The 14,747-nt window shown below is 36.4% G+C and carries 18 protein-coding genes; 2 read left to right on the top strand and 16 right to left on the bottom strand.

Features of this window, described 5'->3' with window-relative positions; genetic code table 11:
• Positions 1 to 61: 61 nt before the first annotated feature.
• The 5 genes from GFJ36_RS03775 to GFJ36_RS03755 all read right to left on the bottom strand — a co-directional run bounded on the left by GFJ36_RS03775 (position 62) and on the right by GFJ36_RS03755 (position 3,640).
• The gene (locus GFJ36_RS03775) at positions 62 to 1,264 is read right to left on the bottom strand and encodes an MFS transporter (protein ID WP_048545666.1); all 1,203 of its coding nucleotides are present in this window, start codon (positions 1,262 to 1,264) and stop codon (positions 62 to 64) included.
• 211 nt (positions 1,265 to 1,475) lie between these two features.
• Positions 1,476 to 2,054, bottom strand: coding sequence for a TetR/AcrR family transcriptional regulator (locus GFJ36_RS03770; RefSeq protein WP_001993037.1), 579 nt, complete (start codon positions 2,052 to 2,054; stop codon positions 1,476 to 1,478).
• 151 nt (positions 2,055 to 2,205) lie between these two features.
• Positions 2,206 to 2,520 (bottom strand): DMT family transporter, encoded by a 315-nt coding sequence (locus GFJ36_RS03765; protein ID WP_000539670.1) that lies wholly within the window; start codon positions 2,518 to 2,520, stop codon positions 2,206 to 2,208.
• A 2-nt stretch (positions 2,521 to 2,522) separates the two neighbouring features.
• A complete protein-coding gene (locus GFJ36_RS03760) occupies positions 2,523 to 2,867 on the bottom strand; it encodes a DMT family transporter (RefSeq protein WP_048545668.1) in 345 nt (114 codons plus the stop codon).
• A 413-nt stretch (positions 2,868 to 3,280) separates the two neighbouring features.
• Complete coding sequence (locus GFJ36_RS03755; RefSeq protein WP_088062079.1) at positions 3,281 to 3,640, bottom strand: MerR family transcriptional regulator; 360 nt, start codon at positions 3,638 to 3,640, stop codon at positions 3,281 to 3,283.
• A gap of 137 nt (positions 3,641 to 3,777) precedes the next feature.
• On the opposite strand from GFJ36_RS03755, the gene GFJ36_RS03750 reads away from it, so the two are divergent.
• Positions 3,778 to 4,548 (top strand): SDR family NAD(P)-dependent oxidoreductase, encoded by a 771-nt coding sequence (locus GFJ36_RS03750; protein ID WP_088062077.1) that lies wholly within the window; start codon positions 3,778 to 3,780, stop codon positions 4,546 to 4,548.
• Between the two features lie 65 nt (positions 4,549 to 4,613).
• Here the strand turns inward: GFJ36_RS03750 and GFJ36_RS03745 are convergent, their stop codons facing one another.
• Both GFJ36_RS03745 and GFJ36_RS03740 read right to left on the bottom strand, forming a co-directional pair.
• Entirely contained in the window at positions 4,614 to 5,069 is a 456-nt protein-coding gene (locus tag GFJ36_RS03745) for an N-acetyltransferase (protein ID WP_048545675.1), read from the bottom strand.
• A gap of 128 nt (positions 5,070 to 5,197) precedes the next feature.
• Positions 5,198 to 5,692 (bottom strand): Lrp/AsnC family transcriptional regulator, encoded by a 495-nt coding sequence (locus tag GFJ36_RS03740; protein ID WP_000446106.1) that lies wholly within the window; start codon positions 5,690 to 5,692, stop codon positions 5,198 to 5,200.
• 204 nt (positions 5,693 to 5,896) lie between these two features.
• Between GFJ36_RS03740 and GFJ36_RS03735 the strand changes: the two genes are divergently transcribed.
• A complete protein-coding gene (locus GFJ36_RS03735; RefSeq protein ID WP_088062075.1) occupies positions 5,897 to 6,808 on the top strand; it encodes a DMT family transporter in 912 nt (303 codons plus the stop codon).
• Between the two features lie 33 nt (positions 6,809 to 6,841).
• Here GFJ36_RS03735 and GFJ36_RS03730 read toward each other — a convergent pair whose 3' ends face one another.
• The 9 genes from GFJ36_RS03730 to GFJ36_RS03690 all read right to left on the bottom strand — a co-directional run bounded on the left by GFJ36_RS03730 (position 6,842) and on the right by GFJ36_RS03690 (position 14,670).
• Positions 6,842 to 7,327, bottom strand: a complete 486-nt coding sequence (locus GFJ36_RS03730) for a PRK06770 family protein (RefSeq protein WP_088062072.1) — start codon at positions 7,325 to 7,327, stop codon at positions 6,842 to 6,844.
• Positions 7,327 to 7,728: a nuclear transport factor 2 family protein gene (locus GFJ36_RS03725; protein WP_088062071.1), complete on the bottom strand. Its 402-nt coding sequence runs from the start codon at positions 7,726 to 7,728 to the stop codon at positions 7,327 to 7,329. The genes GFJ36_RS03730 and GFJ36_RS03725 overlap by 1 nt, the downstream gene beginning before the upstream one ends.
• Positions 7,729 to 7,883: 155 nt before the next feature.
• Complete coding sequence (locus GFJ36_RS03720) at positions 7,884 to 8,288, bottom strand: DoxX family protein (RefSeq protein WP_046957250.1); 405 nt, start codon at positions 8,286 to 8,288, stop codon at positions 7,884 to 7,886.
• A gap of 160 nt (positions 8,289 to 8,448) precedes the next feature.
• Positions 8,449 to 9,513 (bottom strand): DUF871 domain-containing protein, encoded by a 1,065-nt coding sequence (locus tag GFJ36_RS03715; RefSeq protein WP_097891314.1) that lies wholly within the window; start codon positions 9,511 to 9,513, stop codon positions 8,449 to 8,451.
• A gap of 48 nt (positions 9,514 to 9,561) precedes the next feature.
• On the bottom strand, positions 9,562 to 10,926 hold the full coding sequence (locus tag GFJ36_RS03710; protein ID WP_000711311.1) for a PTS transporter subunit EIIC: 1,365 nt from the start codon (positions 10,924 to 10,926) through the stop codon (positions 9,562 to 9,564).
• A 24-nt stretch (positions 10,927 to 10,950) separates the two neighbouring features.
• The gene (gene murQ, locus GFJ36_RS03705; RefSeq protein ID WP_088608447.1) at positions 10,951 to 11,835 is read right to left on the bottom strand and encodes an N-acetylmuramic acid 6-phosphate etherase; all 885 of its coding nucleotides are present in this window, start codon (positions 11,833 to 11,835) and stop codon (positions 10,951 to 10,953) included.
• A gap of 299 nt (positions 11,836 to 12,134) precedes the next feature.
• Positions 12,135 to 12,998 carry a MurR/RpiR family transcriptional regulator gene (locus GFJ36_RS03700; RefSeq protein WP_000648163.1) on the bottom strand — a complete coding sequence of 288 codons (864 nt, stop codon included), beginning with the start codon at positions 12,996 to 12,998 and terminating at the stop codon, positions 12,135 to 12,137.
• A 17-nt stretch (positions 12,999 to 13,015) separates the two neighbouring features.
• Positions 13,016 to 13,345, bottom strand: coding sequence for an outer surface protein (locus tag GFJ36_RS03695; protein ID WP_097891316.1), 330 nt, complete (start codon positions 13,343 to 13,345; stop codon positions 13,016 to 13,018).
• A gap of 125 nt (positions 13,346 to 13,470) precedes the next feature.
• Positions 13,471 to 14,670 carry a cation:proton antiporter gene (locus tag GFJ36_RS03690; RefSeq protein WP_060487615.1) on the bottom strand — a complete coding sequence of 400 codons (1,200 nt, stop codon included), beginning with the start codon at positions 14,668 to 14,670 and terminating at the stop codon, positions 13,471 to 13,473.
• Positions 14,671 to 14,747: the final 77 nt, after the last annotated feature.

Genomic DNA, 14,747 nt, shown 5'->3' with positions numbered 1-14,747 from the left:
GGTCTTACTGCCCATTAAAGCGGGATAAAATAAAAACCCCTTACTGTCGTAAGGGGTTTTATTACTTCGCAAAACTTTCAGCTAGCTGTTTCTCTCTCCACATAAATGTAATGCCAAGACCAACTATTAAAACAACTCCTGAAAATGCATATGGATAATGAATATTCATATCAAATAATATTCCGCCCATCGCTGGTCCTGCAATATTTCCTAAACTCGTATAAGTCGAGTTCATACCAGCAACAAATCCTTGCTCTTTTCCAGCTGCTTTTGATAAAAATGTTGTTAAAGCTGGACGAAGCAAATCAAATGCAAGGAAAATAAAGCAAGTAACGAGAAGTACAATCCAATAATTAAAGACTACAGTTGAAACAAACGCTAATACTGCACCTACAATTAAACATATTTGAATCAACACTTTTTCACCGAACATATCAACCAATTTACCAAACATAAATACTTGCACAACTACCCCAAAGATGGAGCTAATCGTAATAATTGCCGCAATATCTTTCGGTGTGAATCCAAACTTATGATCAGAAAATAGACTAAACACAGTTTCATACGCTGATAATCCGAATGCGAGTACAAATACGATAATAAATGCAATTGCATACATTGGATGTAATGATTTCTTTAAATCACCAATAAAACTTGATTCTTTCGTGTTAGCAGAAATCTCTGCAAGTTCTTCTTTCGTTAACGGTTCTTTTAAAATAAAGATCGAAATTACACATGCTATAAAGGCAATTGCTGCTGCAACGAAAAACGGCACACGTATACCGTATTCTGCAATAAATCCGCCAATTCCAGGTCCTATAATAAAACCCGTACTAATCGCTGCTGATAAATACCCCATCGCTTTTGGACGTTCCTGCATAGATGTAATATCCGCAACATATGCCGTAACACCAGGCATAATAAACGCCGCACTAATTCCGCCTAACACCCGTGCTGCATAAAGCATCCAGACATCTTTTCCTAATCCAAAAAGAAGTTCTGAAACACCAAAAATAAATAATCCAATGATGATCATTTTCTTCCTACCGTAAAGATCGACCCACCGGCCTGTAATAGGTGACGTAATGAGCTGAGCCATTGCGAATACTGCAACGAGATATCCCATCGTCTTCCCTGTTAAACTCATGTCATTCATAAAGGACGGCATAACCGGAATGATTAATCCAATCCCTAAAAAAGCGATAAATATATTACTCAAAAGAATGACCAATACCATCTTTTGTTCTTTTATCGGTTTCTTCACTTTTTAACACCTCTTCCCGTAAGTTCCTCAAAAAAATAATGCCCAAGAAGTTTTTTCTTTATCCTGCTATTTGTGGGCTAGTCATGAGTAGAGATGCCCCCACTCATTAGAATTTCACTCTATCCTTCCACACATACATACGCATTAGGTGAATGACTATCATTCAGTTTTCCTCAAAAATGAACCTACCTTTTCAGACAGGTTCATCTTACTACTTCTTTATATGTAGTGCATGCGTTAAAAAATCTAGTACTTCTGCCTTTTGTAGCTCGACTTGCTCATCATCTTTATGGTCATATAAATAAACTTGTTCCGCTGCAGATTCAACAAGAGCGATAAATAACTTAGCCGTTCTTTCCGCGTGAACCGAATCACGAATTTCACCAGCTTCTTTCGCCGCACTTAAAAACTCGCTTAGCCACATATAAAGAGGCTCATACACAGCTTCCCATTCTTTTATATGCTCTGTAGATGCAAGACCCGCATACATTAAAGCTTGTATTTCACGATATTCCGCTATAAAGTGAAACACCGCATCTATTACTTGCGTCACTTTACTTGAGAAAGGCGCATCATTTTGCACTTTTTCTTTCACTGCAAGTATCATCTTTTCAACCATTACTTCTGCTATTGCAGGCATAACAGATAACTTAGAAGGAAAATATAAATAGAAAGTTCCTTGTGCAATGCCAGCCAATTTCACGATATCAGAAATCTTCGTTTTTTCAACGCCCTTTTCCTGAAACACTTCAATAGCTGCATAGACAATTTTTTCTTTTTTATTCATCATCTAAACCCTTTCACACACATATTGAATGACTGTCACTCATTTTATAAGATAATCGATTGTACTGTCAATGATAGTGAACTCTAAGAGGAAATCATTTTTTAATAATAAAAATCTCCTAATAAACCATTAGGAGATAAAATACAATATATCTTTAAGAAAGAGCCTTTAATCCTGTCACTCCGCATACAATAAGAGCCACACTAATGATACGTGCTTTACTTTTCGACTCACCAAACAGGAACATGTTTAATAAAACGGCACCTGCTGTTCCAATACCAATCCAAACCGCATAAGCGACACTTACTTGTAAAAATAAGAAAGATGTATACAAGAATGCGAAGGATGTAGCAAATCCACCTATATAAATTGCACCATTTGCTAACGTTTTATCTTTACTATACATTTTAAGACCAATCACACCGACTATTTCACTAATTGCAGCACAAAATACGAAAAACCAACCCATCTTTAAGCAGCTCCTTCCACAGTTTCTTCTTTATTATCAGCCAGCTTTAAACCGATAACACCGGCTACAACCATCATGATAAAGAATAGTTTCCCTACGCTAAAACTCCCGCCGAAAAGGAATACATCCATTAAGAAAGTACCTACCGTACCAGCTCCGGCAAAAATGGCATATACAGTCCCTGTCGCAAGATGTTCACACGCTTTAGAAAGGAAGTGAAAATCAACAGCGATAACTCCTAAAATAATAATCCAATGCCACCAAGTATCCGCGGTATTAAAACCAAACACCCAAAAAATTTCAAAGATACATGTTAATATGACATATAACCAAGCTCTATTTTTCATACCTCTCACCTCTTATGACTGACTATCAGTCATTTTTGTTTTAAAAAAATATACTCCTTCATCACTAATATATAAACAACTATCATCCTCATTTACCATTTATATTTGTTCCATTGCCAAACTAACTAAATCCTGCCATACGAAAATGACTGAATGTCATTCATATGTATTGTACATGAATATTTTAAAAACTGTCAATACCGAAAGATTATTTAAAATTTCTTTCATCCGATTTGTATATTTCCTAATAACCCGTCAATACTGCTAGTAACATAATATTTTCTCCACTCCCCCTTGGAGAGATCCCTTGAATAGAGCAGTTAGCTTTTGCTAGCTGCTCTTTTTTATTTGCCGGCACACTATGAGATCAAATCCATTTTTATCATAAATAATTAAGAGTCGGATTATGTTTTCTATTTACTTTCCAAAGAGGCCTTATATGCAATAATTTTATTCTCCAGCATCTTTTCTGTAATTACTAAGTTTTCTCTTTGAATCTGAATAGATTTCCTATGATCTTCTAGGAGCTGTAAACGAGCTTCGGTTGTATGCTCCCCTTCTAAATATAATCTAGCGTATTCTCTTATTTTCGCTATTGGCATTTGCGTTTGTTTTAATTTCATTACAAACTGCAACCACTTTATATGCGACTCTGCATACATTCGATTCCCATTTGTATCGCGATTTGCAATTAATATATTTTCCTTTTCATAATAACGTAGTGTATGTGTACTCACTCCTATTAATTTAGCCACCTCGCTAATTGTGTACATACTCTAACTCCCTCCACGTGCTTACCCTCATATATTTTATAGCCTTATCAAATTCATAAAAAACATTTGACTTAGAGTATACTCTAACAAATAAAATCTAACCATAATATATTTATTTGAACTTAGGGGGATTTTATATGAAATACACTGTTATTACTGGTGCAAGTTCTGGAATTGGCTATGAATCGGCTTTAGCCTTTGCAGCTCGCGGAAAGAACTTAATACTTGTAGCTCGAAGACAAGAAGAATTAGACGGATTAAAATTAAAAATTAACGAAATGAATCCAGAATTGGATGTTGTTATTCGAAGAACGGATTTATCTATCACGAAAAATGTTTATAAGCTGTATGAAAGCCTACAAGCCTTTCAAATTGAAACGTGGATTAACAACGCCGGTTTTGGTAATTTCGCCTCCATTGCTGAACAAAATTTAAATAAAATAGAAACGATGTTACATGTAAATATAGAAGCACTAACAATACTCTCCTCTCTTTTCGTTCGAGATTATTCAATGGTTGATGGCACACAACTTATTAACGTTTCATCAGGCGGTGGATACACAATCGTTGCTGATGCTGTTACGTATTGCGCTACGAAATTCTATGTAAGTGCATTTACAGAAGGTTTATCTCACGAATTGAAACAACAAGGTGCAAAACTGCAAGCAAAGGTTTTAGCACCTGGTGCAACTGAAACAGAATTTGCAAAACGTTCATTTGATATTGATGAATTCCAATACGATAATGTTGTACCGAAATTCCACACCGCAAAACAAATGGCACAATTTATGCTTGATCTTTACGAAAGCGATAAAGTTGTAGGGCTTGTCGATGGTTCTACTTATAACTATGAGCTTAAAAATCCCATTTTTAATTTTGCGGTAAGAAAAACGAATTCAAGTTCTTAAATTCCCCTAAAATATAGATGCCCACTATTACGTACATAATAGTGGGCCTTTTTTCTCTGAAAATTTCACCCAACATATCGAATCATCGCCACCTCATCACAATAATCCACCTTTGGACAATGTCTACAATCGATCCATACTTTCTCTGGTAACGCATCTCTATTCACAAAATCAAACCCGCACTTTTGAAAAAATTCCGTTTCATATGTTAAAGAAATGACTCTATTCACTTTTATTTTCGCTGCCTCATTTATTACATGATTCACTAACATACGCCCGATTCCTTTCCCTGCATATGTATGCGAGACGACTAACGACCGGACTTCTGCAAGGTCCTCCCCTAACACATGTAAACCAGCAACCCCAACAATCTCATCGCTTTCTTTCACAACATATAAACATTGTAAATATTGATAGAGAGATAAAAGAGAACGTGGTAAAACTACTCCTTCTTTTGCATAAGCTTCAATAAGACTATAAATTTCTTTCACATCACTCGTAACCGCATTAAAGATTTTCATATTATATCCCCTTGTCCCCGATATTAATATTTATAACCTAAATTGAATTTTAATACATAATTTTATATAATAATACATCTCTCTTTTCTCCCCGTCAATCACTTTATACAAACAAAAAACCAAGCAATCTAATCGATGCTCGGTTCCTCATTTCGGATCGGTAATACTGTCGAATATTTAATTTCACGAAGTGCTAAACTCGTCTGTATCCTTGTAATACCCAGCTTATTCAACTTTCTAATAAACTGCTCCAGCTCTTTACGATCACGATTTGCAACCTTTAATAAATAATCATATTCTCCTGTTAAACAGTGACATTCTAACACTTCAGGCATCGCTTCTAATTCTTTCTCCAACACCTCAAGTTTATCCGATTGATGAATATTCGTACTCATAAAAATGAAACATAACAAATCAAAACCAAGCTTTTCTTGATTTAAAATGGCTACTTGCTTATCAATGAACCCTTCTCCATCTAATCTTTTTATTCTCGCATGCATCGCAGCTGGTGATAAATTAACGCGTCGCGCAAGCTCAGCATTACTTACTTGAGACTCCTTCTGCAATATATCTAAAATTTGTACGTCCAAATCATCTAACACTTTAATAACAGACGACTCCATTACAATTCCCCCTTTTTCTTACCGATGATTATTCGAAAAAACACCTTACAACATATATAAAACTGAATATCATTCTACAAACACTATTTACAACAAAATATTTTATCGACTTTTAACCATTATACAAAAGAATATATTACACAACGAAGAAAAATGCTAAAATTATTTACAATTCACATTGATTATAACAAAGGGGATTTTAATATGCCTTATTTTTATGTCTTTTTACTATTACTAACGAGCTTATTATGGGGAGGAAATTTCGTCGTTGGAAAATCGCTCGTTGATCATGCATCACCGATGACACTAACAAGTTTAAGATGGATGATTGCGATCGTTTGTTTATTACCGATCGTATGGTTTAAAGAAAAGAAAATCATTCCACCTCGTGCCGCAATACTTCCGTTAATACTAATGGGAATCTCAGGGGTCGCTCTTTTTAACATCTTTCAATTTCTAGCACTAGAAAAAACATCCGCAACGAATGTAGGGCTTATTTCTACATTAAATGCGATTTCAATTGCACTATTTTCAGTATTATTTCTAAAAGAAAAAGTAAATACACTTCAAATTCTATCCATGATTCTTTCATTCTTTGGGGTTATTCTTGTCCTATTAAAAGGTAACTTTGCACTTTTATTTTCACTACATTTTAATAGCGGCGATTTATGGATGATTGCGGCTGTTTGTATTTGGGGAATCTATTCTGTTTGTAGTAAATGGGCAACAAAAACAACGACACCACTCATGGCAACATTATACTCTGGTATTTTCGGCGTTATTCTATTACTGCCATTTAACATAGGGAGCTTCACCGTTTCCAATATTAATACTTCTTTCATAACATCACTTTTATATACTGGGCTTATTTCCACAGTTCTTTGTATGGTGTTTTGGAATATTGGCGTGCAAAAATTAGGAGCGACTACATCCGGTATTTTTCTAAACTTCAATCCGATTTTCACAGCTATTTTAGCATTCCTTTTCCTCGGTGAAGATCTAACGTGGATACAAATTTTAGGGACAATGATCGTTGTGACAGGATGTTATTTATTTTCTCATTTCAAAACGGTTACTGTTCAACCAACTAGAGCTTTAATGCGAAAACATTCTTAATGAAAAAACATCGTCATCCGGGTGGCGATGTTTTTATTTACTCTTCATTTCTTTTATATACCGCTTTTCCTCTTCTGGCGATAAACGTTCCGTCGCTTTGCCGGTATCTCCACCTTGAAGGCCCCATAAAAAGTTATGCTCCTCAACTGTTTGTGAAAAATCTCCTTTTTCCCATCTATTTATAATAGAAAGTAACCTCGTTTTATATTGAAAACCTATACTATTTTCAATATCTTTCTTTACGCTATAAATTTCTTTTGTTGTCATTTCTACAAATCCCCATTTCTCAGAGGATTTTACCTTTTGGTGTACCATTTTGTGCATAGTAGAAATAATTTCACCTTCGCTAACTCGTGGGGCTTCTTCTGCAACTTTCTTCTCCTTTTCGTTTGCCACTCGCTCAATTTGAATATTTTTATTCTCTTTTTCCACATATGCAAGCAATTTCTTTCCGCCAACTATAGACGTGATAATTACTATAATTGTAATACATATGCCTACAATCCATTTAAAAAGCATTAGCTCTTCATCGCTTCCTTAACAATATGACTATCTACATACTGCTTAAACTTCACGATTTTTCCGTTCTCCAGTTGCCATACATGAACAAACTCTGCTTCAAATGATTTTCCCGTTTCTTTATAAACTCCTGAATAAACACCTTCAGCAATAATTACATCTTTTCCGTTTACTTCATGGTACATATTTACACTCGCCTTAAAATCATCCCATTCTGATCCTAATCGGCTAAATACATTTTCCATTATTGCTTCTACACCTATATAAGTTCCCCCGTATGGGAATCCTTCTGCCTCTGTCCATTCTACTTTTTCAGAGAGGGCTTCTGCTAAATGTTTTGCATTCGAAGAAGCTGATCCTTCATACGTGCTTCGAATAATTTCTAAATTTGATTTAGGCATGTTACTTCCTCCCGTTTTATTTATTTTTTACACAAGTCGTAATCACCTCAGTTACAACTTGTGTAAAAAAATATTTATATTGTTTTATTCTTAATCAACTAGTTGTAATCATTATAGTTACAATTATGATTCAAGTCAACAATTTATAAATAAGTTTACTTCGCTTTCATTACTTTCTCTTTTACGAAACGATCTACATATCCTTCTGCTTTTACAACGAATAAATACGCACCCATTGCTAATAATGCAAGATCTAATTCATACCCTGGATTCTTTCCATCTCCTAATAAACCTGCTGCTCCATTTACCTTTACGATAGCTCCAGCTAAAATAAGAGCGAATAACAATCCTACATATTTTACGCCTAAACCGATAATTAATAATATACCACCAACTAATTCAACTGTTGCTACGCCGTATGCAAGACCACCTGGTAAGCCGATGCTTGTAAACCATCCTGCTACGTTATCGATACCTGATTGAAACTTCGCTAAACCGTGCGCAAAGAATGTCACTCCTAACACGATACGAATAATTAAATTCCCAATATATTGGTTCATTTTGAACTCTCCTTTTTGTTTTGTTATGGTGAACTTTTATTTACAAGTCAAAACAATACGGTATTTCATTTCATTCGTCAAATACTTTTTTTAAGAAAACAAAAAACATTATCCCTTTTACGGATAATGTTTTCCTACAAAATAGTGCTAATTCAAGCTTTTACTCTATTGCACAAAAAAGTTGAAACATTTTTCCAGCGCCAACATACGGCAATAAAGACAAGTCCTCTTCTACAACCATGCCAACAACATTCACTTTCTCATCTTTAGGCAAATCATGTGTGGCAACTTGCATCTCTCCTGCATATCTACCGTACAATTCATTATCAATTGTAATGCTGCCTTTCTTTCTTGCAATTGTATGCATCGGCTTTAAAATCACTTTATTTCCTTCTCTTGATTCAACTGAACGAATGACATCACGAGCTGGATCTAGTCTATTTGTATGCACTCGCTCCACCACTTTTAACACTTCACTTTTCTCTATCAATGGCTCGTATCGCAGCGGAATAATTCCTCTACTCGCACTCGCTATCTCTTGTACACTTTCTATACTTCCGCTTATATCCCCGATTAACACCTTATCGACACCACAATCTTGTACAAGTTCTAAGTACGCTTCAAGTGGGCGCATATTGCGGTGCTTTTCTAACGTTGGTAAACCTTCACATAGCGGACCACGTTTTTCACCATCTCCCGGAATAAATGCCATCGTTTTTATTCCGCACTCATGTAAGTATGCGTTTTGTTTTTGTAAGAATGATTTTGCTAGTCCTGTTTCTGGGCGCGGGTAAAAATTATGCCACGCTTCTACATTCTCTACTTTTATATTTTCTATGATTAACTCTTTCCAAAATGAATCTGTAATCGTACTCGCATTTAAAGCTACTTTCATTTTATGAGATACGCGTGCGATTTCTTTCGGCGTGATGCCGTAGTCCATTCGTAAACCAGTAATGCCCCATTCCACTAACTCTTCTACATTTTCGTAAGTTATCCCTAAATGGTGTAACGATTTTGGAGAAACATCGACCATTAATTCCATGTCATTTTCAAGAGCTTGTTTCCCAAGTATTTGAATTAGCTCTTTGTACGTACCAGGGTCATCTTCAGGAATGTGCAATGATGTAAAAATAGATGAAAACCCGTTTTCCTTCACTACTTTTAGCCATTCTTCTTGCTTCTTTACTCGTTCTTTTGCAAGATAAATTGAAACTCCGATCATATGAATCTCCCTTTCTATGAATAGAAAAAGAGAAAGGAATCCCTTTCTCTATATGTTTTCTGCCATTTCTTCTTTGAATCCGAAGAAGTACGTAAAAATGAATCCGAAAGTATATGCCACTACTAATCCAAGGAAATATAATAAATATTTATTATCAGCAATTAACGGAATTAATGATAATCCTGATACACCGATTCCGAGTGCGGCTGTTTTCATAACTGCTTGGAATGCACCGCCAACTGCTGCACCTAAACAAGCTGTAAGAAACGGTTTCCCAAGTGGTAATGTAACCCCGTATAATAGCGGTTCGCCAATTCCTAAAAATCCAACTGGTAATGCACCTTTAATTACGTTACGAAGTCGTTTGTTTTTTGTTTTTACATAGATGGCAATCGCTGCTCCTACTTGCCCAGCGCCAGCCATTGCTAGTACTGGTAATAAAGGCGTTACGTGCGTTTGATTAATAAATTCCATATGAATTGGTGTTAAACCGTGATGCAATCCGACCATAACGAGAGGTAAAAATGTTCCAGCAAGTACTGCTCCCGCAAATGCGCCGCCAATACTTAAAATACCATTAATTCCGCTTGTAATTCCTTCAGATAAGAAACCTGCTACCGGCTGAATGGCTAACATCGTTACAATACTTACGACTAACACAGTAATGAGCGGTGTCACGATAATATCAACTGCATTTGGCACTGCTTTTCGAACTTGTCTTTCTACTACAACCATAAGCCATGCTGCAAAAATAACTGCAAACAATCCGCCCCGTCCGGGTACGAGCGCTTCACCAAATAATTTTACATTCGCCATCGCCGGGTTAAAAATTAAAATACCCGCAATCGCCCCAAGAACTGGTGTCCCGCCAAATTCTTTCGCTGTATTCCAGCCGACTAAAATTCCTAAGAATGTAAAGATACCGCCACCAATGAGTAGTAGCATTTGTAGCCACGTTGCATTCGGATCAGCACCTGCGTTTTTCGCAAAGTTAGCGACCCCGTTTATAATTCCTGAGGCAACAAGACCTGGAATTAACGGAATGAAAATACTTCCTATTTTTCTTAAAAAGTTTTTCACTGGTGTATTATTTTTCTTCTTAATCTCTGACTTCATTTCTTGCCCAAGGTCTTCAAGGTGATGATCTGCCACCTCACCGATTCGCAGTCCCGTTAAACCTTCCATTTCAGCTGCTACTTTATTTACTGTCCCTGGGCCAACAACAACTTGAAGCGTCTCATCTTCAATAACGCCCATAACCCCTTCAACCTTTTTCAAAAGGTCCATATTCACTTTACTTTCATCATGAAGCGTTAATCGCAGCCTCGTCATACAATGAGCAATGCCACGAATATTTTTTACTCCCCCAAGTTGCTCTGATATTTCTTTGGCCATTCTCTCTTCTTTCTTCATAATAGAATCCCCCTCCCTATTATTTTATAGTGCCTTCTTCACGAACCCTTTCGCTTCTTTTAATTTCTTCAGTGCTTCCCCATACTCACACTGTAGTAACACCATAACAATCGCAGCTTTCACATTACGTTCTGCTTTTTCATAACACTCTGCTGCTATTTCATAGCTCACACCTGTTGCTTCCACAATAATGCGTTTTGATCGTTCTACTAACTTTTCATTTGTAGATTGAACATCTACCATTAAGTTTTTATATACTTTCCCCACACCAATCATAGAAGCTGTTGAAATCATATTAAGTACTAATTTTTGCGCTGTACCAGCTTTCAAACGCGTTGAGCCTGTTAAAATTTCTGCGCCTGTTTCTACTTCCACATTTAGTTTTGCATATTTACTTATTTCAGCATTTTTATTACAAGAAATACTCGCCGTGCTCGCTCCCACGCTAGCCGCGTACTTCAAACCGCCAATTACATAAGGAGTTCGACCACTTGCCGCAATTCCAATCACTGTATCTTTCTCATTTAATCCAATACTTTTTAAATCTTCTTCTGCTAACTCTTCGCGGTCTTCTGCACCTTCCACCGCCTTAGTAAACGCTTTCAATCCACCTGCTATAAATCCTTGTACCATTTTATCATCTGTGCCAAATGTCGGCGGACATTCCACCGCATCCAAAATACCTAAACGGCCACTCGTACCAGCCCCAATGTAAATTAATCGTCCCTCATCTTCAAAGGATTTAATGACAATCTGTACAACCTTTTCAATTTCTTCTATTTCATTTTCAACTGCTAACGCAACAGTTCGATCTTCTTCATTCATACTTTGTAACACTTCTTTTATACTCATCTCATCTAAATTCATCGTCTTCTCATTACGATGTTCTGTCGATAAATTTTCTAACATATTATCACCTGCTTTGAAATTTAATTTCATACTTTCATTATAACTTTAAGAAATTTAAAATCAATATCACTTTATTATTTTATGAAATTTTATTTCTTTTCATGACGAATTTATCCCACTTTAACTGGCAGTAAGACCCCCACCTCAAATTCAGCGAAAACAAAGAAGATAGTTGGGGGTCGGGCTGCCTGTAAAAGTCCGATTGGTGAGGGCTGATAATAAGTGGGGGATGAACCCCCCCACTTATTAAAGTTTCACTTTATGTCAGCACGCAAAAAAAGATGGGTTTCCCCATCTTCTCATTTCAGCTTCCGTAACCGTAGAGCTTCTTCCCTTGTCTCCATAAATTGATCCAGCACTTTATTACCAATACGATTAAAAGTAATCACATATAAAGCATCAATCATATTCAGCTGTGTCATTCTCGAAGCAATACTCGCAATACGATGATCTTGCTCTACATCTGGCATACAAAGACGAATATCCGCTTCTTTATATAAAGGTGATGATTGGTCAAGCTTTGTAATCGCAATAACTGTTGCACCTTGTCTCTTCGCATATTGCGCCATTTCAAGTACATCTTTCGTACGACCAGATGTTGAAATGGCAACAAATATATCGCCCTCTTTTAAATTCGTCACAAGCGGCAACATCATATGAAAATCTGATAGCATCATCGCTGTAAATCCGAGCCTTGTAAATTTATAAGCCCCGTCCATCGCAGGAGTAGCTGATCCGCCTACTCCATAAAATATAATTTTATCTGCATTTACAATACGATCTGCAGCTTTCTCAAGTTCCTTTTTATCTATCGCAGTAACGCTCGCCTCAATTGCAGCTTTATTCACATACGTAACTTTATTAAACAAATCATACGGTCCATCTTCCGTATTCATAACTGAAAAATCATTAATATTATAATCAGCAATCGTCAATTCACGAACGAGCGCGATTTTAAATGCTTTAAAGCTTCCGATTCCGATTGACTTACAAAAGCGAACAACACTTGCTTCACTCGCGCCTGCATTCGTTGACACTTCTTTCGTCGTTAAGTTCGGAACAATCTCTGCATTCTCCATTATGTACATGGCAACCTTCTTTTCAGCTGGTGAAAATTGATCCATATTACTTTCAATTTTAAATAGTAATGTTGAAGCTTTCACTATTTAACCTCCACTTCTTACGGTTGCGTGTATTCTCTAACATCATTTACATCGTATAGATAAAAACCATCATTACCAGGTGGATGGTGAACAATTACAGTTCGATCCCCTTTTTTATACGACGTTATTTCACCTTCAGATCGCTGTTTTTCCCATCCATGTATCCAAATTGCAAAGTCAGGTACAAAAGCAGTATAATTATAGTCTTTCGGGTTTTCGTCTTCTACATAGGAAGAAAAAATAGAAACCGGAAAATCTTTCACTTTTGACTCTTTCCATGCAGTAAATGGTATACATAGCGCAATAAGTATGATTATACCGATAACCTTCCCCTTCGTAATCCTCACACATTTTCTCTCCTCGACTTATCATATACGTAGATTTTACCATAATTACAACCTATTCACGCTATATGACTATTGCTTTTTTCCAATAAAAAAGAGCTTACCTACATCAGATAAGCTCTTCCTCTCTATACAAAATACTTCTTCAAAAGCGGCGGCGTAATAATCGTCGTTAATATAACAACAATAACAATCGCTGTGAAATTTTCTTTCGCTAATAAATTCGCCGCAAGTCCATTCGCTGCGATGATAAGCGCCACTTCTCCGCGCGAAACCATCCCCGCACCAATACTAATAGAAGATTGAAGGTTGAACCCTGTCAGTCTTGCTCCTAAACCTGATCCGATTAACTTTGTAAAAATTGCAATAAGCGTCATGATGATAATGAACCAAAGCTGGCTTCCGATACCTTGAAATGTAATTTCCATTCCGATACTTACGAAGAACACCGGTACAAATATTGCATAAGCAATCGGTTCAATTTTATGTTCTACTTCGTGCTTATACTCTGTTTGCGAAATGGCAATTCCGGCTGCAAATGCCCCAATAATACCTGCGATCCCCATCATTTCACTGTAATACGAAAATGAGAAACAAATAATAAGAGCTGCACTAATTAACGCTTCTGTTACGCGAAGTGGTACGAGCATTTTCATAATCCATGGAACAACTTTCCAAGAGATGAAAACGATACTGACAAAAAAGATAATTTTCTTTGCAATGACAAGCGTTACATTTACATCTTGTGTACCTAAAAAACTCATCACAAATGCTAATAAAATAACAACAATTACATCATCAAATACAGCTGCCCCTAAAATCGTCGTACTTTCTCTCGTATTCATTTTCCCTAAATCTCTTAGTGTTTGAACAGAAATACTAACGGAAGTGGCACAAAGTAATAACCCTAAAAAGATCGCATGCGACTGTAACATTCCAAACGCAAGTCCCGCTAAATACCCACCAAGGAATGGGAAAATAATTCCTCCCATCGCTACTGCGAATGCAGATTTCAAATTTCGATTTAACTCTTCTAAATCTGTTTCAAGTCCTGCCATAAACATAAGTAGTAAAACACCAATTTCACTCAGTTCATCGATCAATTCAGAACTATTAATAATACCAAGCACAGCCGGACCGATAATAATACCAACGATTAATTTACCAAGTACAGAAGGCTGGCCAAGCCTAACGCTAATATCACCAGCTAATTTCGTACAAAGTAAAATGACGACAAGTTCAAAATAAAATAACATAACATCTTCTCCTACTTTAACTTTGATCAGTGGGTTTTCTCCATCCAAAGTAAATTTACAACCCTCGTCCATTCCTGCCAGTAGTTTCCCCTATTCATTCGCATTTTATTTGTCACATTTTTATTTGACAAAATATTCTGAATTATAAT

It is taken from the genome of Bacillus sp. EE-W1, assembly GCF_009760835.1.
Classification (GTDB): Bacteria; Bacillota; Bacilli; order Bacillales; family Bacillaceae_G; genus Bacillus_A; species Bacillus_A wiedmannii.
Note: the sequence above shows the minus strand (reverse complement) of the source record. Positions and strands in the feature narration are given on the sequence as shown.